Genomic DNA, 22118 nt, shown 5'->3' with positions numbered 1-22118 from the left:
CCCAAATTGCCTCTGGCGACTAATTTTACGCATTCTAGTTATAGTCGGCACATGGCTAATCCAGATCAAAGAATATGATTCTGCTTGTCTTCAAGGCCTTTAATTGGAGCATTTCTGAACGGCTAATCGCTGCTCCATCTCCATCTTCCAGTTCTTTTCCGTCCCACACAATCTTCCCTTCCATGACTTGCAGCCAACCATAGCGATTAGGTTCAAGTTCCATCTTCAATTCCACGCCTGGGCTTAAATTGGATAGATAGACTGAAACATCCTGGTTGATCTGCAATGACCCCTCTCGCCCATCTTTAGACAGAATCAAACACCATTGGTTCTGCCTTGTGGCAGGATCTAAGAATTTCGACTGATAACTTGGCTTTAGCTTTTTCTGAGAGGGAGTGATCCAGAATTGATAGAAATGGGCGCTGTCTCTATCAGACGCATTAAATTCGCTATGTTCTAAGCCTCGACCGGCAGACATAAGTTGAATATGGCCCGCTCGCATAATTGAGCCATTCCCTAAGCTATCCTGATGAGACACGCCGCCTTCCAAGATAATCGAAAATATTTCCATATCCTGATGAATTTTTACAGGAAAGCCGACGGCTGGATTCAGCCAATTCTCATTAATGACGCGAAGGGAGCGAAATCCCATTTTATCTGGGTCATGATACTCGCCAAATGAAAAGGTGTGAAACGTTTTTAACCACCCATAATCAAAATAGCCTCTTTGCGACGCGCGCCGAATTTCGCCAGTCATATACACCTCATAAAGACTCAGTCGTGATTTTTATAGGCCGATCCAACATTTAACACGATCAGTTTTTTTTTAGAAAGAGAGACAAAAAAAGATTATAAAAAATAATTTCTGTTTTTATAAAAAATCGACTAGATTGCAGATTTGAATCTTTCTGACTAAATGTCTTAAGTGATTTATCATCATACAGAAAGGGAATCCTATGTCCATAGATAAAAACAAAAGCATTTCAATATGGATGGAAGAAGAGCTCCCCTCCTTCGCTTCGCTCAATCATTCACTTGCAACAGACGTCTGCATCGTCGGAGCAGGCATTGCCGGGCTCACTTGCGCTTATTTACTCTGCAAAGAAGGGCTGGCTGTCACCGTTTTAGAAAGTGGTTTAATAGGCTCGGGAGAAACTTCCCACACTACCGGTCACTTGGCTTGGCTTTTAGATGATCGCTTTTACGAGCTTGAACGTCTATTAGGGCTAGAGGGCGCTTATTTAGCTGCTCAGAGCCATTTAGAGGCCATCAAAACAGTTAAAAAAATCATCGAAGAAGAAAACATCGAATGTGATTTTAAAGAACTCGATGCCTATTTGTTTCGGGCTCCAGAGGATCCTCCCTGCATTCTAACTAAAGAATTTGCCACCCTGCAGAAATTGAATATGCCGGTTGAGCGCCTTGAGCAGGCGCCCTTTCCCCACTTCGACACAGGCCCCTGCTTGCGCTGTCCTCATCAAGCCCAATTCCACGTTATGAAATATTTATTGGGTTTGATTAAAGCGATCGAACGAATGGGAGGGAAAATCTTTTCCCATACGACTGTTACGCAAGTAATCGATGGATCTATTTGCCGCATCATTACCGAAGAAAACCATGAAATTTCTGCCAGACAAGTCATTGTCGCAACTAATACACCCATCAATGATCGCTTTTTTATTCATACTAAACAAGCTTCCTATCGAACCTACGTCATAGCAGCACGCATTCCAAAAGGATCTATTCCAAGGGCCTTGTACTATGACACTCTGGACCCCTATCACTATATCCGCTTGTATTCACATCCGAGCGACGAAGAAAGCGACTGGATTATCATCGGCGGAGAAGATCATAAAACAGGACAGGAAGAGCATCCCTCAGAAAAATATCTCATTCTCGAGAACTGGGCAAAAGAGCGCTTCCCGAATATGAGCAAGGTTGAATTTTACTGGTCAGGCCAAATTATTGAAACAATAGATGGCTTAGCATTCATTGGACGCAATCCTCACGACGACAATGTCTACATTGCAACTGGGGACTCTGGCAATGGCTTAACACATAGTACCATTGCTGGATTGCTCTTAACCGATTTAATCATGAAAAGAAAAAATCCCTGGGCTCATCTCTATGACCCATCACGCAAAACACTGTCTGCTTTTACAGAATTCACAAAGGAAAACCTAAACGTTGCAGCTCAATACGGCGAGTGGCTAATGCCTGGTGAAATCGACCGTTTAAACCAACTCCACTCCGGCGAAGGAGCGATTATTAGAAAGGGATTAAAAAAATATGCCATTTACCGCGATTCAGAAGGAGGCTTGCATTGCTATTCTGCCGTCTGCCCTCACTTGGGCTGCTTTGTCAAATGGAATCAAAGCGAAAAGAGCTGGGATTGCCCCTGCCATGGCTCTCGCTTTGCAACAGATGGTCATGTTCTAAATGGACCAGCAATTAGCCCTTTAAAACCGGCTCAAGACGCTTTAAAAAATATTGATTGAAAAAAGATTCACAAAGCCAATTGCCCCTGAATAAAAGAAAAACGCCTTTCCTATTCTTTTCTTGTCATTCATTGGCAAAAATTGTTATTATGATAAACTACTATTTAATTAATTATTTAATCCATTCAGCAATTAGTGATAATTTCCTCATTAAAAGCTGCGACATTCACTATTTTTATTATGACATTACTCTTAAGCTGCCAAGGGCTCACCAAATCATTCAGCTCACGCCTGTTATTTAAAGACATGGCTTTGGGAATTTTTCGCGGTGATAAAATTGGATTAATTGGGCCAAATGGATCGGGCAAGTCAACGCTATTAAAAATCCTAGCAGGCATAGAACCGTCCGATGAAGGAACTGTTGCACGTAACCGATCGTTGCGGGTCGGATACATTCCTCAAGAAACCATTTTTCCAGCGCTTTCATTACAGGACATTGTGAGCAATGCCTTAGCCGACGATCATCATTTAAGCGCCGAGGAAAGAGAAACTCAAGCCATTATCACCCTCAGTAAACTAGGCTTTACAGAATTTACAACTCTCGCCCCTTCTCTTTCAGGGGGATGGAAAAAGCGATTGGCTTTGGCCGTCGAACTTGTTAAATCGCCCGACGTCCTTCTGCTCGATGAACCTACTAACCACTTAGATTTAGAAGGGGTCATTTGGCTCGAAAAGTTTCTTAAAACAGCTCCTTTTGCTTATATCGTGATTAGCCACGACCGCTATTTTCTCGAACACATCACGACCCGCATGATCGAGCTCAACAAGAGCTATCCCAAAGGGCTATTTAGCGTTGAAGGCTCCTACAGTTCCTTCCTAGAGAAAAGGGATGAATTTTTAAGCGGCCAGGTCCAGCAAGAGCGCTCTTTAGCTTCTAAAGTTAGGCGGGAAGTGGAATGGCTGAAGCAAAATCCTAAAGCACGTACAACAAAGTCTCAGTCGCGCATCCAAGAGGCAGAGCGGCTGATTGGAGAACTGGACGACATCAAAACTCGCAATAAAGACACAAAAACGCAAATCGACTTTTCCTCGACCAAACGCGACACTCAAAAATTACTAGTTGCAACCAATCTTACCAAATCCATGGGAGAGCGCCAGCTTTTTGCTGGAGTCGACCTAACTCTTTCTCCTGGCACAAGACTTGGGATTGTTGGATTGAACGGCAGCGGCAAAACAACTTTGCTCCGTTTATTGATGGGAGAGCTCTCACCGGACAAAGGGACGGTTAAATATGCGGATGGAATCAAAATTGTTTATTTTGACCAGCACCGTGCCCAGCTCCCAGACGATACAACTTTAAGGCGTGGATTGGCTCCTGAAGGCGACACCGTATATTATCGTGGTCAGCCCATCCACGTCAATTCGTGGTGCAGACGCTTTCTATTCAGTCCAGACCGTCTGGACCTTCCTTTCGGACAGTTATCAGGAGGAGAAAAGGCTCGGGTCCATTTAGCGCGCCTCATGCTTAAGCCTGCCGATATTTTATTACTCGATGAGCCGACCAACGACCTAGACATTCCAACCCTTGAAATTCTTGAAGAAAGCTTAAGCGACTTTCCAGGGGCCATCGTGCTCATTTCGCACGATCGCTATTTGCTAGATCAAATCTCCAACGTGATTCTAGGACTTGGAACAGAAAGCGATGCAACCCTTTTTGCCGATTACCGTCAATGGGAGTACCACCAAGCGCGGCTCGAACAAGCCCCCTCTAAAGAAAAAGAAGAAAAAAAAGAGAGTTCAACTAGCCGTCCAGCGGAGAGCCGCTCCAAAAAAATGAGCTATTCAGAAAAAAGAGAGTGGGAACAGATCGAAGGAAAAATCTTGCAGCTCGAAGAGGAAATCAAAAAACTCGAAGTCCTCATACACGACCCCGTAGTGGCAAGCCAGGCTGACAAACTTCAACAAGCCTGTGAAGAACTCGATCAAAAGCACACGACTTTAGATTCTCTCTACCAGCGGTGGGAAGAATTGGAATCCAAGAACGCTTCCTAACCTGAACTTTAGGTCCCCAGAAAGGGTCTTAAAAAGGATGAATTAAATAACATAAAACTTTATACTAAAAGACTTTATTCATCCTGTTCTTTGAGAAAAACTAGGTAAATTTCTATGACACCAAGTGATATACAGCAATTATCAGAAGCCTGCCAGAAAAGGCGTACCTTTGCAATTATCAGCCACCCTGACGCCGGTAAAACCACTTTAACTGAAAAACTGCTTCTCTATTCTGGAATGATTCATACAGCCGGAATGGTGAGAGGCCGTAAGGGACGCAAGGCGGCTGCGTCGGATTGGATGGCCATGGAACAAGAAAGAGGGATTTCCATCACGGCATCTGCCATGCAGTTTACCTATAAAGATACTATTATCAACGTGCTCGATACCCCTGGCCACGAAGACTTTTCAGAAGATACTTACCGTACATTGACAGCCGCCGATTGCGCTATCATGGTTATTGATGCCTCAAAAGGCGTTGAAAGGCAAACGCGCAAGCTTTTTGAAGTGTGCCGTCTGCGCAAAATCCCAGTCTTAACCTTCATCAATAAAATGGATATGCCAGGTCGCGATCCTCTTGACCTGATGCATGAGGTTGAAAATGTTTTACAAATCCATTCCACCCCCTTTAACTGGCCCATCGGGGCTGGTAAGGACTTCTGCGGAGTCGTTGACTGCGCAACACGTGAATGTTTATTTTTCTCTAAAATTTCTGCTGGGGGAGCCCAAAAAGCAGGCATTGCCCGGCTTCCTTTAGAAGATGAAGGAGTAAAAAAACGCTTAGGAGAAGAACAGTACCAACAGCTCTTGCAAGAATTAGAACTGCTTGAAATGGCCGGCAATCCTTTTTGCCAAAACGACTTCCTGGCAGGCGATGTCACACCTGTCTTTTTCGCTTCCGCCTTGACAAACTTCGGTATTGAGCCCTTCTTCGATGCCTTTATCCATTTAGCACCCTCTCCTCACATAAGATTCGCCAACAGCGATAAAGGCGAAGATGTAGAAATCGACCCCATTCAAACACCGTTTAGCGCCTACGTTTTCAAATTGCAAGCCAATATGGATAAGCGACATCGCGACAGCATGGCATTCTTGCGGATTTGCTCCGGACGCTTCGATCGTGATTTAGTCGTCAAGCACCATCGCTTAGGTAGAGAAGTCCGCTTATCACGACCCCACGGAATGGTGGCAGGTGAGAGAACGACGCTCGACATCGCTTACGCGGGTGATGTGATTGGAGTGATCAATCCCGGCGTTTTTGCCATTGGAGATACCATCTCTTTAACTGGCGGCTTCAACTTCAAACCGCTCCCTCAATTTCAGCCTGAAATTTTTGCACGTGTACAACCGAAAGATGTGGGCAAAAGAAAGTCTTTCGATAAAGGCGTCTTACAGCTAACAGACGAAGGAGCCATTCAATTGCTTAGGCCCTTTGACCTTAGCGGAGACTTAATTTTTGCCGCTGTTGGTCAGCTTCAATTCGAAGTCATGCAGTATAGATTAAAAGATGAGTATGGCGTAGAAACACTTGTCAGCCCCCTCCCCTATCAATGCAGCGCTTGGCTACTTGGCAATAAAGATACATTCAAAAAAACGACGACAGCCATCATCGTTCAGGACCGCTTTGACCGCCCCATGGTCTTATTTAGCGAGCAATGGGAAAAGCAGTATGCTATCAAGCAAAATCCGGACCACCAACTCGTTGACATTCTTTCTTAAACCGTTCACACACGATAGGCTCAACGCAGAGCCACCCTTCAGGCAAGCTCTGCGTTAATGATTTCAACCTGAAATGTCAGCCCATGCGATAAATAAAAATGGGTGTATGGTAAAGATCGTCAGCATAGGATCTGTGAATAGGAGTCCATCCGTGAATGGCAAAGGTATGAGTTAAAACCAGCGTACCGGGCTTTAATTCACATTCAAACTTTTCTTTCAACTTATACATAGCTCCTGGATAGAGATAGCACACAATCAGCGCGCTATTGGCTAAAGGAACCTGAAAAAAATCTTTTCTATATAAGTGCACCCAGCTCAATTTTTTCAACCTGATCAATAACCATGAAATAAGAAAAGGAATGGGTGAAATTTCGTAAGCATCAATCGGATGCTGAGGATAACGCTTAGCTAATGCAAGCGCCAAATGCCCCCACCCCGATCCTAACTCAACTATCTTACCATCTACAGTCAAAGGCAGAGCTTTCAGAATCGCTCTTCTAACTTTTGAGGAGGTCGGCGTAGGTGTAATCCCATAACGCCATGAATACCATAAAATATTAAGCAGAAAGAAGAGGAGAAGGATAAGAAACAGAACCCATTCCATTTGAGCAATCTCATGAAAAAACCCCAGGTTTTAGCCTGGGGCCAAGGCGTGACTTATTTCGACTTAAAGCCGCTTTTTTATAAGTGCTAAAGCTTTTAATTTGAGCCAATTGAAAACGGCTTTCTCAAGCGCATTTTCTGATTTGTCTTAATTGTTGAAGATTACATTTAGCATAATTTGAATAGAAATTTTCTTCATCCTCATCATCTTCGTCGCTAGAATCATCATCGGACTCCTCATCTTCATCCTCGTCATCGTAATCGTCGTCATCGTCATCGAAATCATCATCATCGCTAGAATCATCATCGGCCTCATCATCCCCATTGCCTGCAGCGCGATAAGGTTTTGAATTGACTAATGTTTTATCAGAAAACTCTTCGTCTTCCATGGCTATAGAAAAAGAAACGGACTTGAGAGCCTCTTCCTCCTCATTTTTTATGCAATAGACCGGGTTTGCTCCTTGTCCGCTTAGAGAAGAACTCGCTTGACCTACCTGTTGATCAGGTATCCGGAAAGCCATTCGGCTGCCATTTTCTTGTTTATGATTTCTAGAAGCCATACTAAATCTCTTGTTAATGTTTAGTTTTGTATTCTAAGTCTATTTCCCATTCAGCTTGAATAGGATGACTTTTCTCTCATGATAGAATGCTTTCATCTCTTTATTGCCACAGGGTGAAAATAAGAAGTGGATTTATAAGAGAATGTTGGACACCTTAGATGCGCTTTTAAGCATTCTTTCGCTGACTCTAGTCTAAGAATAGAATAATAGGCTAATTCCCACAACAAATTTAAAATATTTTATACATAAAATTAGAGTACCCTTCCACATCCTGCTACGGCTTGCTAGAAATCATAGTGGAAGTTGGTGAAGGCCACGATGACACAGATCTTGATAGAGTTGAGATTTAAAAGAATTTTCGCATCACTAGTGATGTGGGCACTAAAGGGTATTCACAAAATCCGATCGATTGATCCATTCGGTTAATTTGTGAATACCTTCTTATAACGGGTTGAGGGACACTGGAAGTCATCATCCTAGCTGCTAATAATGATATCGATATTCACCTGTTTGAATTAAACATCCATTAATATCATACTATTCTTCAACAGGTCTTATTTTTTAAGTATGTCTTCATCTTTGTTAGCAAGAATGGTAAGCCATTGATATTTCTGCACCTTCAAGTAAAGATTTTCTTTTAGCTCTGAATTTGTAGAGTAATGCAATATATGATTATATTGTGCTCTTGCTCTTTTAATTTGACCTGTCTTCGCATAGCACTCGCCAAAATAACGCGAATACAAAACCAGCTCTTGATCTTCTTCATTCAGGGAAGAAATACTTTCCTCAATTACTTGATATGTTGAGGAAGCAAAGGCTTTTGAATATCGAGATTGGCGATTAAAATAAGGAAAGTTAACTTTATTCTATTGTTTAACCCTTCATTTTTTATTTTTGAACACCGTCTAATCCTCAGTCAACCGTGGATAGAGGCAATAAAAGTAGCAAGAAAAGATAGGCTATGAAAGAATCAAAACATCGCAACTTTACATTTTCTGACTCCCGTCTCAAGTTTCTAGTTCAAAAACGTATGAGAGAAATCACATGCCCCTTTCTTTTGACCTGTCTTCCCTGACCTTTGTTGCTATGCAAGCGGCGCTCAAAGCCGGCGAAATTATTAGAAAAGGGTTTGGTACCTCTTATCAAACTACGGCTAAACCCGGCAGGCAAAATTTCGTCACAGAATACGACAAACAGTCGGAAGCTTGTATCATTGCAGCTATTCAAAAACAATTTCCTTCTCATGCCTTTCTGGGAGAAGAAAGCGGTCTATCGCAATCCATCGACGAAGAAAATATTCTATGGATCATTGACCCATTAGATGGAACGACTAATTTTACCCACCATTTGCCTTTGTTTGCCGTAAGCATCGCCGCCTATTACCGAAATGAAAGTCTATGTGGAGTCATTTATCAGCCCCTTACAAATGAATTATTTGTCTCAGAAAAAGATAAAGGCTCTTATCTAAACGGGGAAAAGCTTAAGGTCAGTTCCACTCAACTCATAGAAGACGCCTTGATTGGAGCCGGATTTCCCTATGATGTACATGACCATCCCACACTTGGAATTGAACAATTAGCCCATTTAACAAGGCTTGGAGCAACTTTACGCAATTTAGGCTCGGCTTCATTAGCTTTAGCTTACGTGGCAGCAGGTAAGCTTGATGGATTTTGGATGAATCACCTACACCCATGGGACTGGGCAGCTGGTAAACTGCTCATTCAAGAAGCTGGGGGCTTACTGACTTTTTATAAAGAGCCTCACCAACCCTTCACCACTTCCTCAAGCATTTTAGCAACGAATCAAGCCCTGCACCAGCAACTCCTCATACACCTCACCAGCTAACGCGTGAATGTTTTTTAAAATCTGCCCTTAAAAACCCGCCAAGAAACTCGATTTAAAAAAAATACTTCCTTACTGCCTCATTGATAGGCATTTTGAAAGAAACGATTAATTTTCAGATTGAAGTTGAATGACTATTATGCTAAACCTAGCCACTTTAAATTGAACTGAAATTTATTGTTACGGGTTTTATGACTAATTTCAAGCGCCTTCCTTCGTATTTTTTATCCGGTGTCAGCTATTTTTTTCTGCTCACAACGCCTCTTGCCAATCTTTTTGCAATTCCAATCGATCAAAGTGTGCAAGACGAATACATCCATGCATTGGCTTCTTTGACCTCTTCTCTTCAAGATCAAAGCACCGCTGCAAAAACATTTCTGTCTGCAGATGACAGCTTATTTACAGATCAGGATATTGACAATCTGTGGGTCCGCGCATCTCAAGCAATCGCCCCTCTTCCCAGCACCCCTGCTGTAGAAGAAGCTACAGATGGCCTTCAAAAAGCCTATACTCTTTACAGCCAAGCTAAAAATGGCAATAGCGCGCAGACAAGCGCGCTTTTAGACAAAGCTTATCATTCTGTGGCAGCCTTATGGGAAAAGGCAGTCGATCAAGAATGCTCAAGCTTATGCAAAAAACAAACAGCAGCCATCAACCAAGACTTCGAAAATAATACAGTCATCCCTAAAAATGTGAAAGCAAAGATACGTCCTTACATCATTGAGGACCATCATCCGATGAAAGCTAAACTGGATGAGATCTTTTATAAACAGCGTGTCACGACCAATAAAAAAACATTTAAAAAAGCGGGTTTTAAGACCCTCAGACAAGGACCTCGCTCTTACGTACACGTGGCAAGACATCCGCTCTTGTCTGGCTACCTTGTCAAAGCTTATATGGATGATGAATTGAGAGAAAAAAGAAAGCGCCCAAGCTGGCATTGGCTTGCTAAACGATGTGAAGGGGCTAAAAAAATTGATGAAATCATTAAAAGTCGAAAAATTCGCTTTTTTACAGTCGCCTCTAAATGGATCTATCCTCTTCCAGAACACCCATCTCCTCCATTAGACTCTTCTCATACGAGGCATTATGCATTGCTGTTAGCCAAAGATATGAACTTAGTCTCAAAGGATGCTAACCTCCACGTCTGGTCTCATGACATTACAGAAGCCCATCTTGATGAACTCTATGCCATCATCAGCCGGGCAAAAGGATCCAGCTATCGCCCAGATAACATTTCGTTTACAAAACAGGGAGTCTTTGCCTTCATTGATACAGAATATCCTTCTCAAGGCCCAGACTACAAAAGCATCCGTCCCTTTTTGAATTCAAACATGCGCGACTACTGGGATCAACTTGTTAAGCATGGCAACTAGTTTCCAAAAATAACTGTAAATCTAAGGCGTTGAATCCTATGATGAGATAAGATTCAACGCCTCAGCTCGTAAAGGAGCGAACCATTATGACATCTCTGTTCAGCCAATCAACAGTCATGATTACAGGCGCCAGCTCTGGATTTGGAGCCGAAACGGCCCGCCTGTTTGCCAAAGAGGGCGCCCGCCTCATCTTATTAGCCAGACGCAAAGAGAGGCTCGAACAACTGCAGCAAGAGTTAAAAGAACGCTATCAAACTCAAAGCCATCTCATTGCGACAGATATAACTGATTATCAAAGAGTTGAGGAAGAGATAATCAAGCTCCAAGGCTCTTTTGAAATGCCAACCATTTTGATTAACAATGCAGGCATGGTTAAAGGATTGGACAAGCTATGGGAGATTCAGCCGGATGCCTGGAATGAAATGCTCGATACGAATATTAAAGGAGTATTGACAGCAACGAGACTGATTTTACCATCGATGCTAAAAGCAAATGACGGGCATGTGATCAATGTTGGAAGCATCTCTGGCCATTCGACTTATCCGGGAGGAGGTGTGTATTGTGCGACCAAATTTGCACTACGGGCGTTAACAGATACTCTGCGCATGGAACTCGTCTCTACACCGATTCGTGTTTCCCTGATTTCCCCTGGAATGGCTAAAACCGAGTTTAGCTTGATTCGTTTTGAGGGCGACGAAAAGAAAGCCAATCAGGTTTACGAGGGTGTAGAAGCCTTGACAGCAACCGACATCGCCGAAACCATTATCTTTGCCGCTTCTCGTCCTTCCCATGTCAACATCGCCGATATTATTTTGTATCCAAAGTGCCAAGCATCGACAAGCCTTATTCACAGACGTCAATAAAACAAAAAGCCGGTCGCAAAATCTAGCTACCGGCTTCAAAATATATTAGGCAATTATCAGATCCTTCCCAATAAAATTAGAATAATAAATATAATCAATACGGTACCCAAGATACCGCTTGGGCCATATCCCCAACCAGCACTATATGGCCAGGTTGGCAGTGCGCCTAATAAAATCAAAATCAATAAAATTAACAGAATAGTACTTAACATAACCTACTCCATTGTTTGATGATAAGATTCCATACAACCTATTGAACGAATATAGGCTTCCCATATCCATGCATCTCGACTACAATCAACCCTATTTCACTAACAAAGAAATAGTTACAATCAAAAAACAACGACTTAGGAAGCTGGCCTCTACAGAATACCCCTATGCTCAAAGCAAAGTTTATCCCTGAGAGGGTGCGATATTTTTAATTATAGCACGTTCAATTTTTTTATTTATGCAATGAAACATTAATAATGCTTATAAGGCGACAATTTGCACCTACAGAAAAAGAAATGAAAGCAGGTCAAAGAGAAAAACGTACTTTAACATTCATTCGTTGAACAATAATTTGACTCATCGCGACAATCGAGTGTCTCAAGCCAGTTAGGTTGCTCCCATCCTTCTCGATAAAGAGAGAGGGCAAAGGTTAGAAAGTCTTGGACTTCTGTAAACCGCGTGGTTAAAACATCCTGCTTTTTACTGCGAAGCCAGGAGCTGCCTTTAAACAAGAAACTCATCAGCTGTTTAAGCTTATTAATTTGCCCCTTTGTTGGCATATTAATCATGTCCTGCGTAAAAATTTGGATATAGCGTTCAAAATCCTGCCACGTTCTGTGATAGGGCTCTCCCGAAAAGGAGGCTTTAATTTCGTGAAAAATGAAGGGATTGATGACGCTTCCTCGTCCAATCATCAACGCATCACAGCCTGTTTGCTGCAGCATGTTTAAAGCATCTTGGACAGTCAGGATATCGCCATTTCCAACAACGGGAATAGATAGAAGTTGTTTAGCTTCAGCGATCAGGTCCCATTTTGCAGGCGGCCCATAGCCATCGACTTTGGTGCGGGGATGAAGGGTGAGAAATTTAATTCCACTTGCTTGGGCTGCTAGTAAATTGTCTTTAAATAAAGCCGTATCGGCAAAACCGGATCGCAATTTAGCCGTCACTGGAATATCCACAGCATCAACCAAAGCCTTGGCTATTTTATACAAATGCTCTGGCTCCTTCAACAAACTCGATCCAGCTCCTCTTCCCGTGACAGTATTAGACGGGCATCCGCAGTTAAGGTCGATACGAGGGGCTCCTCTCTCTGCAACGGCTCTCGCCATCTCTGCCATTAAATCGGGATCGGATCCCATCAGCTGGGCTGCCTGAGGAATGGGATGAGTCTCATCCGCCTCATAACGTTTCGCTAAACTCGGAACATGAGCATTAGTTGGAACACGCATAAATTCAGTACAAGCCTCATCAAAGCCACCAATCGACGCCATCGCTCGTCTAAAACTGCGGTCTCCCACTCCCTCCATAGGAGCAAGAAATAAATAAGGGCAACCAGAGGGTTGTTTGGGAAGCAAAGTACTCATAATAAATGGGATCTTATAGGATTGTGAATAAGATGGTTAATCACCAAGAGATGACGATTACCTGAATTCCAACGTGCATCTTTTAACCAACGCCAAAATAAGCAGATTAATTATATGTAGAAAACTCATTTGATTAAAGGGATATTTCACTCTTTTCCACTAAACGTAAAAGCATAGACTTTAATACCTTGAGGAATTGTCAAGACAAGTTCATGCCTTCCATTTTCGCCTTTTAAATTGAGAAGCTGATAAAGGCGCGACTTATCGACAAAAATGTCCCCTGTGTCATTGGCATCGCTTGAATGATAATTCGCAGGAATAGGTTTACCATCCAATTGCAATTGGATTGGCAGTTCGCTCTTTCCTCCAAGAACAAGATAGACTCTGTCGGCTTTAAAATTGACCTTCAACTGGGAAGTATTGGACTGAGAAAGAATATCATTCGCGTGAGCCTCCCATTTTCCCTTCAATCCCACTTGATTCAGCCCAATTGTATCGAAGCGATCGTTATAAGAGTAGGTCAGATCAGGTAGAAGCTGAGGTGTTTGCATGAGAGAGTTTCCCCTTTCATACCCTAAGTAAATGGCAGGCGTGATGTCTACTGAAGCAGTTGAAATGATTCTTGAAAAAGGGTCTTGATCTTGATTGGGAAAACTTGGGTTTGGAGAGCGTAAGGGTTGGAGCTGCTTGTCTACCCAAGCCTGATTTTCAATTTGCATATCGGGCAGGTCATGTAGGACAGCGTGCTCAAAGAAGGTATCCCAATTGTAGGCAAAAATCGCAGCCGTTACAATCATAAGACCGCCAATGACTTGACGAGCTTTATCAGCATAATCTACATAAGTTGGTGCTTCATCAATGAACGGGCGCGTTCCTGATGCGAAAAGGAACAAGGGGACTCCAACTCCTAGACTATAAATGCAGGCCAATAGAGTGCTAACGGCTGTGACGTGCTGAGTCGTCATGAGCGTGGCACAAGCTGCTAATATCAACCATGCAAAGGGGGCCCATGTAAGACCGAGCATTCCTCCTAATAAGATGCCTCCTCTTTTTTCCTCCTCAATGTTTGGAGAAAAAAGCAGGTCTGTATTCCACTTTGTAAATAGAGCGACACATTTAGCAAATAGCAAGCTAAAGGTTGGAAGGACTAAAACGAATCCAAAAAAACCAATCAGCAAAACAGCTGTATATCTGACAGCCGTAGCCTGCAATCCAAAGTGCTGCATAAATAAAGTCAAAGCCGTAAAACAAGCGACAAAACTCACGAGCCATCCCGTCAAAATGGCTACGGCTCGGCTTTTATCCAAACGGTCATTTGGCGGAAGCAACGGGGTGATCACAGGAAGGATTGAATAAGACAGAATGGTTACTAGGCCCGCTAAAAAAGCAAAGATTAGAATCAGCAGCATGACTCACCCTTTTTAAATAATGAAATCGAAGAAAACCTTTTCTATTGGAGTTAAGATTTTTTTTCACCAGAAATAAGAGCGATCCCTCTTTTCGTAAAGAAGTTTTCCATACATCCACTCTTGGCAAAGGACAAATGGGCTTTAGCCCCTCTTTTATGGCAATTTTTTAAAAGAACTTTACGAAAAAGCCGCTTATTGTTAAGAACTTTCTTTCAAATGAATATTCCAAATGCAAATACAAATTTAAAAAAACACTTTTCACACACTATCGAGCAAAACGGAAGCCACTATCGATAGACTAAGCTAGGAAACTGTAAGCCTTGCGTTAGATTATTTCGTAAAGGCTGCATTGCCCTACAATCGAGACAAAGGTTTATCATCCTTTCAAATCCACTGTAATTTTAACGAGGAGACTATGAACAGACGCTTACTGCTAATCTTATTTATCTTGTGTTTTCATACTTTCATACATGCAGAAAAAAATCAGCATACCAAAAAAATGTATCGATTGGCTAATGATCCTATTGATATCGTCATCGTTTCTCATCCTAAAGACAAAGAAACATTAGACCATTGTATCAATGGCATCCGCGAAAATGGGCACAATGTCAGGCGAGTCATCGTCGTATCAGAGACAAAGTTAACTGAAAATGCTGAATGGTTTGATGAAGCAAAATTCCCCTTCAACAAAAACGACATTGCTTTCGTCATTGGACGAGGCGACAAGAAAAAAAGCGAAAAGTTTTTCAAAAAATCGAACCGTGGCGCTGGATGGTACTTGCAGCAACTATTGAAGCTCTATTCCCCATTCGTTATACCAGGCATTTCTTCAAACGTGCTCGTCATCGATGCCGACACCATTTTTATGAATCCTGTCAAATTTCTTAATGAATCGAATGGCGGCCTTTTTTGCATCAGCTATGCTCCTGGTAAAGAGCCCTATTTTAAACACGCCGAACGTTTAGTGCCAGGCTATGAGCGCATTTATCCAGAGTTCTATAGCGTGTGCCATCATATGCTCTTTCAAAAACCTATTTTGAAAGAATTATTCAAGACTGTTGAAAAGCACCACAAATGTGACTTTTGGGTCGCCTTTTGCTCGTCTGTTGATACAAAGGGAAAAAAAGGAGCTTCGGAATACGAGATTTACTACAACTACGCTCTAAGACACACAGACCAAGTCCAAATACGGGAATTGATCTGGGCTAATAGTGCTCATTTAAGTGATTGGCCCTATTACAAGAGAGATGGCTACCACTTTGTCTCTTTCCATACATATATGAAAGGAAAGTGGCCCAGCATTTATGCCAATCAATAAGTGCAAGGATGGGCTTAAAAGCCCATCCTATTATATCCCTAGCCATCGATTGACCGCTTAGCAAGTCTTCGCTCGTTTTCTTCATCTTCGAGCTTGTTCCACAAAGCAATTGCATAAGCTTGCAATTCTTCGTTTAGCGCAGGCACAATGTGCTTAAGGAAATGCCCCTTCATTTTTCCCACATGTTCCGTGTCTACAAAAGCTATTTTACCTTCCTTAGTAAAAGGCTGATTGCGCGGAAATGCATCACACCCTCCTACAGCATGTAAAATGGTGCAAAGCTCGGTTAACATCTCTACACTCATATTGTAATAAAGCTGCCGGCATATGCCATTTGGATCATTGTAATCTCTGTGAATATCCATGTTATCGACGACTAAGACGTAAGAACGATCTTTATCGCCTTGAGAAAATGATCGGGGAAGTTTAATAAGCCATTTTTGCGGAATGACAAGGTACTTGTAGTTGTGTGTTAGAATGTAATTGCGCAAGACTTGAGCCCCTTTTTGGCGCTTGAGAAAATTTTCTAACTGCTTTGCTTGCGGCATGCTATTGGGGAACTTTTTAAAGAGGTAATCGGGTACATGAGGATGTCCCCCCACCATAAGCTTGCGATGTCCTCTAATGACGTGAAAGCCAGCTTTTCTAAAATGGCTGGAGGACTTGAACATATTAGGATTACTAAAAAGAATGCTTAAATATCCCTTCAAAGGGTGATTTCGGGGCAACATATAAGGCTCTAAAGCCTTATCCGCTCCATTCTCGTTTTGCTTCTTTCTCAACTCTAAATCGGCAGAAAGAGAGGCATGAGAACTAAAAAGAAGTGTTAAAAGAGAAATAACAAGAGGAATAGTCCGTTTTTTTAACATATCAACCTTCAGTATGTTTTAATGGTAAGATTTACAAGCAGGCTATGTAAAAGTAGATTCAATCATTTGCAAACCTGTCAAAAAGAGTGTCTTACTGTATAAAAAACTCCACTCAAATAAATCAAGAGATTGGATCAAAAAATAAGGTTTGCATAGAATGTCGGACCACATCAACTCATCAATTGTGGTTATCATTATGCAGTTTCTTTCCAGATTATCTCTAACGGCTCTTCTAATCCTCGGATTACACCTCTGTTTTACGCCTATACAAAGTCACGAATGCGTAAATGAATTCTCCCTTCGCAAGCACGAACTAAAAGAGTATTTACTGCCCAATGACCACCCTCTTCAATCTGCCTTAAAAAACATTTTCAATGATTCAAACATGTTTGAATCCCCATCTCACTGGCATCTGGCAGGCTTTCAAGTGCTCGACAGGGTACACCGCAACTTGATGCTCGCTCGCCACCCCTCCATCAAGAATTATCTCTTTAAAAAATTTAGCAATCCCATTTCGCAAAAAGACCAAGTCAACAATTACCTAAAACGCATCAGTGGTGCGCGCAGCCTTAGAACATTTATTGCAAAAAACCGCTTGCAACACATTACCGTTCCAAAAAAGTGGCTATACCAACTGCCAAAAAAGTTCAATGACTCAAAAACGAAGGAAAAAACCTATATTCTGATTGTTGAGGAAATGGATATTTGTAGCGGAGGAGCAGATCCCTTTGGAGAGGTAGCTCAAAAATACTATCATATTGAAGATGAGGTGTTAAGAGAGCTATGTATCGTTCTTTATCACTTTAGAGGACTAGATTCCATGCTTCACAACATGCCCTTTACCTATCAAAATAAAATCGCATTCATTGACACCGAAAAGTGGAAAATAAAAAGAAAGGGATACTTGCGAAATGCCATGCAGTTCCTTTCGCCAGAAAAGCAAGCCTATGCACTAGCTATTTTTCAAGAGCTTGAAAATCAAAATCAGTGAGAAAGACGTTGAAGAAAAAAGGCCTTGCACAGTCTGTCAATCGACAAGTTTCGCAAAACAAAAGAGTACGGCTTAATGGCACTTATAGCAATGATCATACGTTTGACTTAGTCTTCCGAGTGCAAGTGCCCCAAAAAGCAGACCTACATCCCTCAAAGCCACATCGTAATAATGCTGGAGAAATAGTAAGTTAATGATGATGGCAAGCAGCCAAAGGGCTACGATATAGGCAAAGATTTTTGGCTTTAGCCATACGCCAATGCCTGCAATGACCTCGATAACGCCCACAACAAGCATGGTTGTATGGGGATTTCCAAAGACATTAAATGGAGAAGAAAGATACTGTTCCCAGTTAGTCATGAAATTAAAAAATTTATCCAGTCCAAAAAGGATAGGAGCAACTGTAAAGACAAAATGCAAAAGTTGATAGGCTTGATAACTCGGCTCTCTACAATACGAAATATCGCAGGGCTGCTTAATAACCTCATCAGACATGACCATACTCTCTCCTTAATTATTTTCTCCACACTTCTCGTTTAGATAGAGCGCGCTCTAAATAACTGGTAATCAAATGAGAATTTAGGTGAGGCACAAGTAGAATTTTGATAGAGCAACTCAAACCTTACTCTAAAAACAGGGGTGTAAAAAGTAAATAAAATATTTTTTAAATATTGGAATTTATCCGTAAAAGATGCTTCTTACAAATGGGAAGCTTCAGACATTTGACTCGAGAAGGAGCTTAGAAAGAGGAATGGTTTTGAAAGCATACATTCAATAAAAAACTTGCTTTTTGAGAAGATGAGCTGCTATTAAAAATCGGGTATGATGGATCGATATGATGAATAAATGGAGTTGCTTAGTTTCTTATCTTCTCGCTTATTTAATGAGTAGCTGTTCCATTATTGGAAGGGAAAACGGAGAGCAAGTTACAAATTTAGTTCGGGCACAAATAGCCCAAGAGGTGGATTGGCAAAAAGAATGTTATCATGACTCTCTTTTGACAGACATTATTAACAAGATGGCTAACCAAAAGCTCTCTATCGATCAGGCAGTTCAAATCGCACTCCTCAACAACCCCCACGTTCAAGCTGCCTTTGAAGAGGTCGGCATTGCTCAGGCCGATTTAATCGAAGCAGGTCTCCTTTCTAATCCGATCTTTGAAGGATTTATTCGCTATCCAGACAAAAAGCATTTGAAAAGCAATACTGAGCTGTCTGTTATGCAGAGCTTTCTCGATCTTTTCCTTATTCCTCTAAGAACAAAGATTGCCGCGGCCGAATTACAAGCTGTGATTTATAAAGTCAGTCATCGAATCATTCTACTCTCATTTGAAGTCGAAACAACCTATTACCAATTGATGGCCGCCCACAAAAAGAAAACACTGCTTAAAATGATGATTGAATTGGCTGAAGTGGCCAATCAGATCTCCCTTGCGCAAAACAGGATTGGCAACGTTAGTGATTTAGATCTTAACTTGCGCACGGCTCAGTATTTAGAAAAAACAGTCGAACTTGTAGAAGTCGAAAAAGAGATGATCGAACTGCGAGACATGCTCAATCGACTCATGGGATTGAGCCATGACAGCTGCTGGATCATAGAAGATGAATTCTCTTTTATACCGGAATGTGAATTAGATTTAGATTGCTTGGAGTGGAAGGCTTTTAATGAAAGGCTTGATATTCAAGCTGCAAGATGGGAAGTTGAACGCATCCGAAGATCTTTTCCAACAGCCGAAGGGTGGACGTTTACAGACTTGCAAGGAGGAATTCTAACCGAAAGGGATTCCGATGGCATACGTGTAACGGGTCCTCAGTTTGCAGCCAGGCTCCCCATCTTTAATTATGGCCAAGCCGTAAACAAACGCTTCATGGCTCAATTTAGGCAAGCCCAAGCCGATTTAATCGGCTTAGAGATCGATTCCTATGCCGAGGTGAGAAAAGCCAGAAATACTTTGCTTGTTTTCCGCAATCAAGTCATCTTTTATGCAACTAAAATTTTACCCAATCAAGAGCAGATCGTAAATTCAACAGAAGAGCTTTACAATGTCATGGGAATAGGAATTTATGCTCTACTCGATAGCAAACGCAACCAACTTCAAGCTTATTACAATTACTATCTTGCTCTAAGGGATTACTGGGTAGCTAAAGTCAATTTGAACAAAGCTGTGGGCGGGAAATTTGACATCATTGGAAATCACTGCCGAGAAGCCTGTGAAGGAGAAGAATAAACAATGAAAAAACAACTGGCCCTCATAGCATGCCTACTTACTAGTTTTTTAGCAGCCCAACATGCAGGACACTCTCCCTTTTTCCAGAGCTTAGAACTCAATCAAGGCAATTCCTCTGGCAATGCATCAGAACCTTCTACCTCTTCTCGAATGAATGAAATCCCTGATGAAGCAACTAAATACCGGGCTGTAGTTACTCCTAACGTTGGATCGCTTCCTTGGACAATGGATGGGGATATTAAAGTTTTTCATTTAATAGCCGAGCACGTCAGAAGGGAATTCGCTCCAGGATTTTGGGTCAACTGCTGGGGCTATAATGGCTCGAGCCCAGGTCCGACAATTGAAGCTGTTGAAGGCGATAGAGTCCGCATTTACGTCACAAACAAGCTCAATGAGCCCACTTCAACCCACTGGCATGGACTCATTTTACCAAATGGGATGGATGGCATAGCAGGACTTACCCAAAAAGCCATTCTGCCTGGTGAAACCTTCAAGTATGAGTTTACACTCAAGCAGAATGGGACTTTCATGTATCATCCCCATGCCGATGAAATGGTTCAAATTGCACTTGGAATGATGGGCTTTTTTATCATTCATCCCAAAGTGAATGAGAATCCTCCCGTAGACCGCGATTTTGCCATTTTTCTGCACGAATGGCACATTCCCATGGGAGCAAAAACTCCAGCTCCTTTTGAAATGCTGGATTTCAATATTTTTACTTTCAATAGCGTCCTTTACCCAATGACTGAACCATTAGTAGTCAAAAAAGGAGATAGGGTCCGCATCCGCTTAGCAAATGTCATGATGAATAGCCATCCAATCCACCTTCATGGTCATGAGTTTACTGTCACAAGACGAGGTGCTAAACACTTGCCTCTATCGGCCCAATATACAGAAGTCACCACATCTGTTGCACCGGGCGAAACAAGGGATTTCGAGCTGATTGCCGATAATCCAGGCGACTGGCCTTTTCATTGCCATAAATCGCACCATACAATGAATCAAATGCAAGACGACTTACCTAATCTAGTTGGGGTCGATCGAGGCACAATCAACGAGAAGATTCGCAAGTACTTCCCCGATTTTATGGGGCTCATGAGCATCAATGGGATGGGGGAAATGTTTGAAATGTTTGGACCTTCTCGCAATGAGATAGACATGGGAATGAAAATCCCCAAAAATCAATCTCCAATCGGAAGCCCCGGCCCTTTCGGCATCATCGAGCTTGGAGGCATGTTTACACTCTTTAAAGTGCGTGAAAATCTGGCCAACTATACTGATCCCGGCTGGTATCAACATCCTTCTGGAACAGTTGCAAGTGCTATAACCGGCGAAGAACTCGAACGCCTTTCCCAACTACCAAAACGAAGCGACTTCAAACTATCGTCCCCCAACCAAGAAACAATCAGTTGGCTGAGCCAAGAAGAAGACAAGCGCGCCCCATATGAAGCCCACTCAAATTGGATGGAAGGCAAACCAGCTCATGGACATGAATCATCAGGGCACCTCATGAACCCGCAAGAAATGGATCTGCCACATGCTAACCACTAAGCGAACCTTTGAGAAAATGTAGCTCCTCCTAGCAATAACAGACCATTTTTTGCCCGCTCAATTCCTGCTTTTCAAATTGTGTTGACAGTTTTAATACCCGTTTATACCATAGGGGGGTATGGTATAAAAACAAAAAAAGGAATGATGGTATGGATAAGCAATGCTGTGTGTCGGAGCATCCATCGCACAAGAAAGAGCTTCCTCACTTAAATCGCATTAGTGGACAAGTCGAGGGAATCAAAAAAATGATCGAAGAGGGACGATATTGCCCAGAGATCTTAACTCAGCTGCGAGCCATTCGCGCTGCCATCAAAAGCGTGGAATTGCGCATTTTAGATACCCATCTTTCTTTTTGTGTGACTCAAGCTTGCCTTTCCCATGATGAGCAAGAGCAAAAAAAGAAAATCGAAGAAATTCGAGAACTGATTAAAAGATTTGATTAACGCAGTTTTTATAAAAAAAGGAGAATTGCATGAATATGAAAGCATTTTTAGGATTATTGGGAGCCTCTTTAATGGCCATCAGTTTTATAACAGCGGCCCCTTCGCAGGAAAATTGCAGCTGCCAAAACTGTGCTTGCGCGCCCGGCAAGCAGTGTGGCTGCTTGCAGCAGACAGAGTGCCGCTGTTCAAACCAATGCCAATGTAAAGATGGCTGTGCATGCAGTAAACAGCACTCTTGCAGCGCTCATTGCCGTTGCGGTCAATAATAAGAATTATACCT

20 protein-coding genes are annotated in these 22118 nt (G+C 42.2%); 12 read left to right on the top strand and 8 right to left on the bottom strand.

Going from position 1 to position 22118, the window contains the following annotated elements; all coding sequences use genetic code 11:
• Nucleotides 1-55 precede the first annotated feature (55 nt).
• On the bottom strand, nt 56-757 hold the full coding sequence (locus PNK_RS04975) for a pirin family protein (RefSeq protein ID WP_059060671.1): 702 nt from the start codon (nt 755-757) through the stop codon (nt 56-58).
• Nucleotides 758-956: 199 nt separating this feature from the next.
• On the opposite strand from PNK_RS04975, the gene PNK_RS04970 reads away from it, so the two are divergent.
• The 3 genes from PNK_RS04970 to PNK_RS04960 all read left to right on the top strand — a co-directional run bounded on the left by PNK_RS04970 (nt 957) and on the right by PNK_RS04960 (nt 6209).
• Nucleotides 957-2498: an FAD-dependent oxidoreductase gene (locus tag PNK_RS04970; RefSeq protein WP_059060669.1), complete on the top strand. Its 1542-nt coding sequence runs from the start codon at nt 957-959 to the stop codon at nt 2496-2498.
• Nucleotides 2499-2678: 180 nt separating this feature from the next.
• Nucleotides 2679-4490: an ABC-F family ATP-binding cassette domain-containing protein gene (locus PNK_RS04965; RefSeq protein ID WP_059060668.1), complete on the top strand. Its 1812-nt coding sequence runs from the start codon at nt 2679-2681 to the stop codon at nt 4488-4490.
• A gap of 114 nt (nt 4491-4604) precedes the next feature.
• Nucleotides 4605-6209, top strand: a complete 1605-nt coding sequence (locus PNK_RS04960) for a peptide chain release factor 3 (protein WP_032125470.1) — start codon at nt 4605-4607, stop codon at nt 6207-6209.
• Nucleotides 6210-6285: 76 nt separating this feature from the next.
• Here the strand turns inward: PNK_RS04960 and PNK_RS04955 are convergent, their stop codons facing one another.
• Nucleotides 6286-6813, bottom strand: coding sequence for a methyltransferase (locus tag PNK_RS04955; protein WP_079992811.1), 528 nt, complete (start codon nt 6811-6813; stop codon nt 6286-6288).
• Between the two features lie 124 nt (nt 6814-6937).
• Nucleotides 6938-7372, bottom strand: coding sequence for a hypothetical protein (locus PNK_RS04950; protein ID WP_059060666.1), 435 nt, complete (start codon nt 7370-7372; stop codon nt 6938-6940).
• A gap of 1044 nt (nt 7373-8416) precedes the next feature.
• On the opposite strand from PNK_RS04950, the gene PNK_RS04940 reads away from it, so the two are divergent.
• From PNK_RS04940 to PNK_RS04930, 3 genes are all read left to right on the top strand, one after another.
• On the top strand, nt 8417-9217 hold the full coding sequence (locus PNK_RS04940; protein ID WP_059060661.1) for an inositol monophosphatase family protein: 801 nt from the start codon (nt 8417-8419) through the stop codon (nt 9215-9217).
• A gap of 188 nt (nt 9218-9405) precedes the next feature.
• Entirely contained in the window at nt 9406-10590 is a 1185-nt protein-coding gene (locus tag PNK_RS04935; protein WP_059060658.1) for a hypothetical protein, read from the top strand.
• Between the two features lie 86 nt (nt 10591-10676).
• Nucleotides 10677-11453 carry an SDR family NAD(P)-dependent oxidoreductase gene (locus tag PNK_RS04930; RefSeq protein WP_059060656.1) on the top strand — a complete coding sequence of 259 codons (777 nt, stop codon included), beginning with the start codon at nt 10677-10679 and terminating at the stop codon, nt 11451-11453.
• Nucleotides 11454-11509: 56 nt separating this feature from the next.
• Here PNK_RS04930 and PNK_RS13005 read toward each other — a convergent pair whose 3' ends face one another.
• The 3 genes from PNK_RS13005 to PNK_RS04920 form a co-directional block, all read right to left on the bottom strand.
• Nucleotides 11510-11665 (bottom strand): DUF3309 family protein, encoded by a 156-nt coding sequence (locus PNK_RS13005; RefSeq protein ID WP_079992810.1) that lies wholly within the window; start codon nt 11663-11665, stop codon nt 11510-11512.
• Between the two features lie 324 nt (nt 11666-11989).
• Entirely contained in the window at nt 11990-13030 is a 1041-nt protein-coding gene (locus tag PNK_RS04925; RefSeq protein WP_231909304.1) for a tRNA dihydrouridine synthase, read from the bottom strand.
• A gap of 146 nt (nt 13031-13176) precedes the next feature.
• On the bottom strand, nt 13177-14439 hold the full coding sequence (locus PNK_RS04920) for a hypothetical protein (RefSeq protein WP_059060654.1): 1263 nt from the start codon (nt 14437-14439) through the stop codon (nt 13177-13179).
• Between the two features lie 415 nt (nt 14440-14854).
• Between PNK_RS04920 and PNK_RS04915 the strand changes: the two genes are divergently transcribed.
• Nucleotides 14855-15757, top strand: a complete 903-nt coding sequence (locus tag PNK_RS04915) for a DUF6492 family protein (RefSeq protein WP_032125463.1) — start codon at nt 14855-14857, stop codon at nt 15755-15757.
• A gap of 38 nt (nt 15758-15795) precedes the next feature.
• Here the strand turns inward: PNK_RS04915 and PNK_RS04910 are convergent, their stop codons facing one another.
• On the bottom strand, nt 15796-16626 hold the full coding sequence (locus PNK_RS04910; protein WP_059060652.1) for a hypothetical protein: 831 nt from the start codon (nt 16624-16626) through the stop codon (nt 15796-15798).
• 196 nt (nt 16627-16822) lie between these two features.
• Between PNK_RS04910 and PNK_RS04905 the strand changes: the two genes are divergently transcribed.
• The gene (locus tag PNK_RS04905) at nt 16823-17617 is read left to right on the top strand and encodes a hypothetical protein (RefSeq protein ID WP_059060650.1); all 795 of its coding nucleotides are present in this window, start codon (nt 16823-16825) and stop codon (nt 17615-17617) included.
• 72 nt (nt 17618-17689) lie between these two features.
• Here PNK_RS04905 and PNK_RS04900 read toward each other — a convergent pair whose 3' ends face one another.
• On the bottom strand, nt 17690-18118 hold the full coding sequence (locus tag PNK_RS04900; RefSeq protein WP_197560231.1) for a hypothetical protein: 429 nt from the start codon (nt 18116-18118) through the stop codon (nt 17690-17692).
• Between the two features lie 334 nt (nt 18119-18452).
• On the opposite strand from PNK_RS04900, the gene PNK_RS04895 reads away from it, so the two are divergent.
• From PNK_RS04895 to PNK_RS04880, 4 genes are all read left to right on the top strand, one after another.
• Entirely contained in the window at nt 18453-19844 is a 1392-nt protein-coding gene (locus PNK_RS04895) for a TolC family protein (RefSeq protein WP_079992809.1), read from the top strand.
• Between the two features lie 3 nt (nt 19845-19847).
• Nucleotides 19848-21395 carry a multicopper oxidase family protein gene (locus PNK_RS04890; RefSeq protein WP_231909303.1) on the top strand — a complete coding sequence of 516 codons (1548 nt, stop codon included), beginning with the start codon at nt 19848-19850 and terminating at the stop codon, nt 21393-21395.
• Nucleotides 21396-21544: 149 nt separating this feature from the next.
• Nucleotides 21545-21838: a metal-sensitive transcriptional regulator gene (locus PNK_RS04885; RefSeq protein ID WP_032125459.1), complete on the top strand. Its 294-nt coding sequence runs from the start codon at nt 21545-21547 to the stop codon at nt 21836-21838.
• Nucleotides 21839-21867: 29 nt separating this feature from the next.
• Nucleotides 21868-22104, top strand: coding sequence for a hypothetical protein (locus tag PNK_RS04880; RefSeq protein ID WP_059060645.1), 237 nt, complete (start codon nt 21868-21870; stop codon nt 22102-22104).
• The last annotated feature ends 14 nt before the right edge of the window (nt 22105-22118 follow it).

This window comes from Candidatus Protochlamydia naegleriophila (assembly GCF_001499655.1).
Classification (GTDB): Bacteria; Chlamydiota; Chlamydiia; order Chlamydiales; family Parachlamydiaceae; genus Protochlamydia; species Protochlamydia naegleriophila.
This window is presented reverse-complemented; position numbering and strand designations above follow the sequence as displayed.

Excerpts from the sequence above, each read along its gene's own strand:
- PNK_RS04975 (WP_059060671.1), bottom strand. The coding sequence starts at position 757 with ATGACTGGCGAAATTCGGCGCGCGTCGCAAAGAGGCTATTTTGATTAT.
- PNK_RS04970 (WP_059060669.1), top strand. The coding sequence starts at position 957 with ATGTCCATAGATAAAAACAAAAGCATTTCAATATGGATGGAAGAAGAG.
- PNK_RS04965 (WP_059060668.1), top strand. The coding sequence starts at position 2,679 with ATGACATTACTCTTAAGCTGCCAAGGGCTCACCAAATCATTCAGCTCA.
- PNK_RS04960 (WP_032125470.1), top strand. The coding sequence starts at position 4,605 with ATGACACCAAGTGATATACAGCAATTATCAGAAGCCTGCCAGAAAAGG.
- PNK_RS04955 (WP_079992811.1), bottom strand. The coding sequence starts at position 6,813 with ATGGAATGGGTTCTGTTTCTTATCCTTCTCCTCTTCTTTCTGCTTAAT.
- PNK_RS04950 (WP_059060666.1), bottom strand. The coding sequence starts at position 7,372 with ATGGCTTCTAGAAATCATAAACAAGAAAATGGCAGCCGAATGGCTTTC.
- PNK_RS04940 (WP_059060661.1), top strand. The coding sequence starts at position 8,417 with ATGCCCCTTTCTTTTGACCTGTCTTCCCTGACCTTTGTTGCTATGCAA.
- PNK_RS04935 (WP_059060658.1), top strand. The coding sequence starts at position 9,406 with ATGACTAATTTCAAGCGCCTTCCTTCGTATTTTTTATCCGGTGTCAGC.
- PNK_RS04930 (WP_059060656.1), top strand. The coding sequence starts at position 10,677 with ATGACATCTCTGTTCAGCCAATCAACAGTCATGATTACAGGCGCCAGC.
- PNK_RS13005 (WP_079992810.1), bottom strand. The coding sequence starts at position 11,665 with ATGTTAAGTACTATTCTGTTAATTTTATTGATTTTGATTTTATTAGGC.
- PNK_RS04925 (WP_231909304.1), bottom strand. The coding sequence starts at position 13,030 with ATGAGTACTTTGCTTCCCAAACAACCCTCTGGTTGCCCTTATTTATTT.
- PNK_RS04920 (WP_059060654.1), bottom strand. The coding sequence starts at position 14,439 with ATGCTGCTGATTCTAATCTTTGCTTTTTTAGCGGGCCTAGTAACCATT.
- PNK_RS04915 (WP_032125463.1), top strand. The coding sequence starts at position 14,855 with ATGAACAGACGCTTACTGCTAATCTTATTTATCTTGTGTTTTCATACT.
- PNK_RS04910 (WP_059060652.1), bottom strand. The coding sequence starts at position 16,626 with ATGTTAAAAAAACGGACTATTCCTCTTGTTATTTCTCTTTTAACACTT.
- PNK_RS04905 (WP_059060650.1), top strand. The coding sequence starts at position 16,823 with ATGCAGTTTCTTTCCAGATTATCTCTAACGGCTCTTCTAATCCTCGGA.
- PNK_RS04900 (WP_197560231.1), bottom strand. The coding sequence starts at position 18,118 with ATGGTCATGTCTGATGAGGTTATTAAGCAGCCCTGCGATATTTCGTAT.
- PNK_RS04895 (WP_079992809.1), top strand. The coding sequence starts at position 18,453 with ATGATGAATAAATGGAGTTGCTTAGTTTCTTATCTTCTCGCTTATTTA.
- PNK_RS04890 (WP_231909303.1), top strand. The coding sequence starts at position 19,848 with ATGAAAAAACAACTGGCCCTCATAGCATGCCTACTTACTAGTTTTTTA.
- PNK_RS04885 (WP_032125459.1), top strand. The coding sequence starts at position 21,545 with ATGGATAAGCAATGCTGTGTGTCGGAGCATCCATCGCACAAGAAAGAG.
- PNK_RS04880 (WP_059060645.1), top strand. The coding sequence starts at position 21,868 with ATGAATATGAAAGCATTTTTAGGATTATTGGGAGCCTCTTTAATGGCC.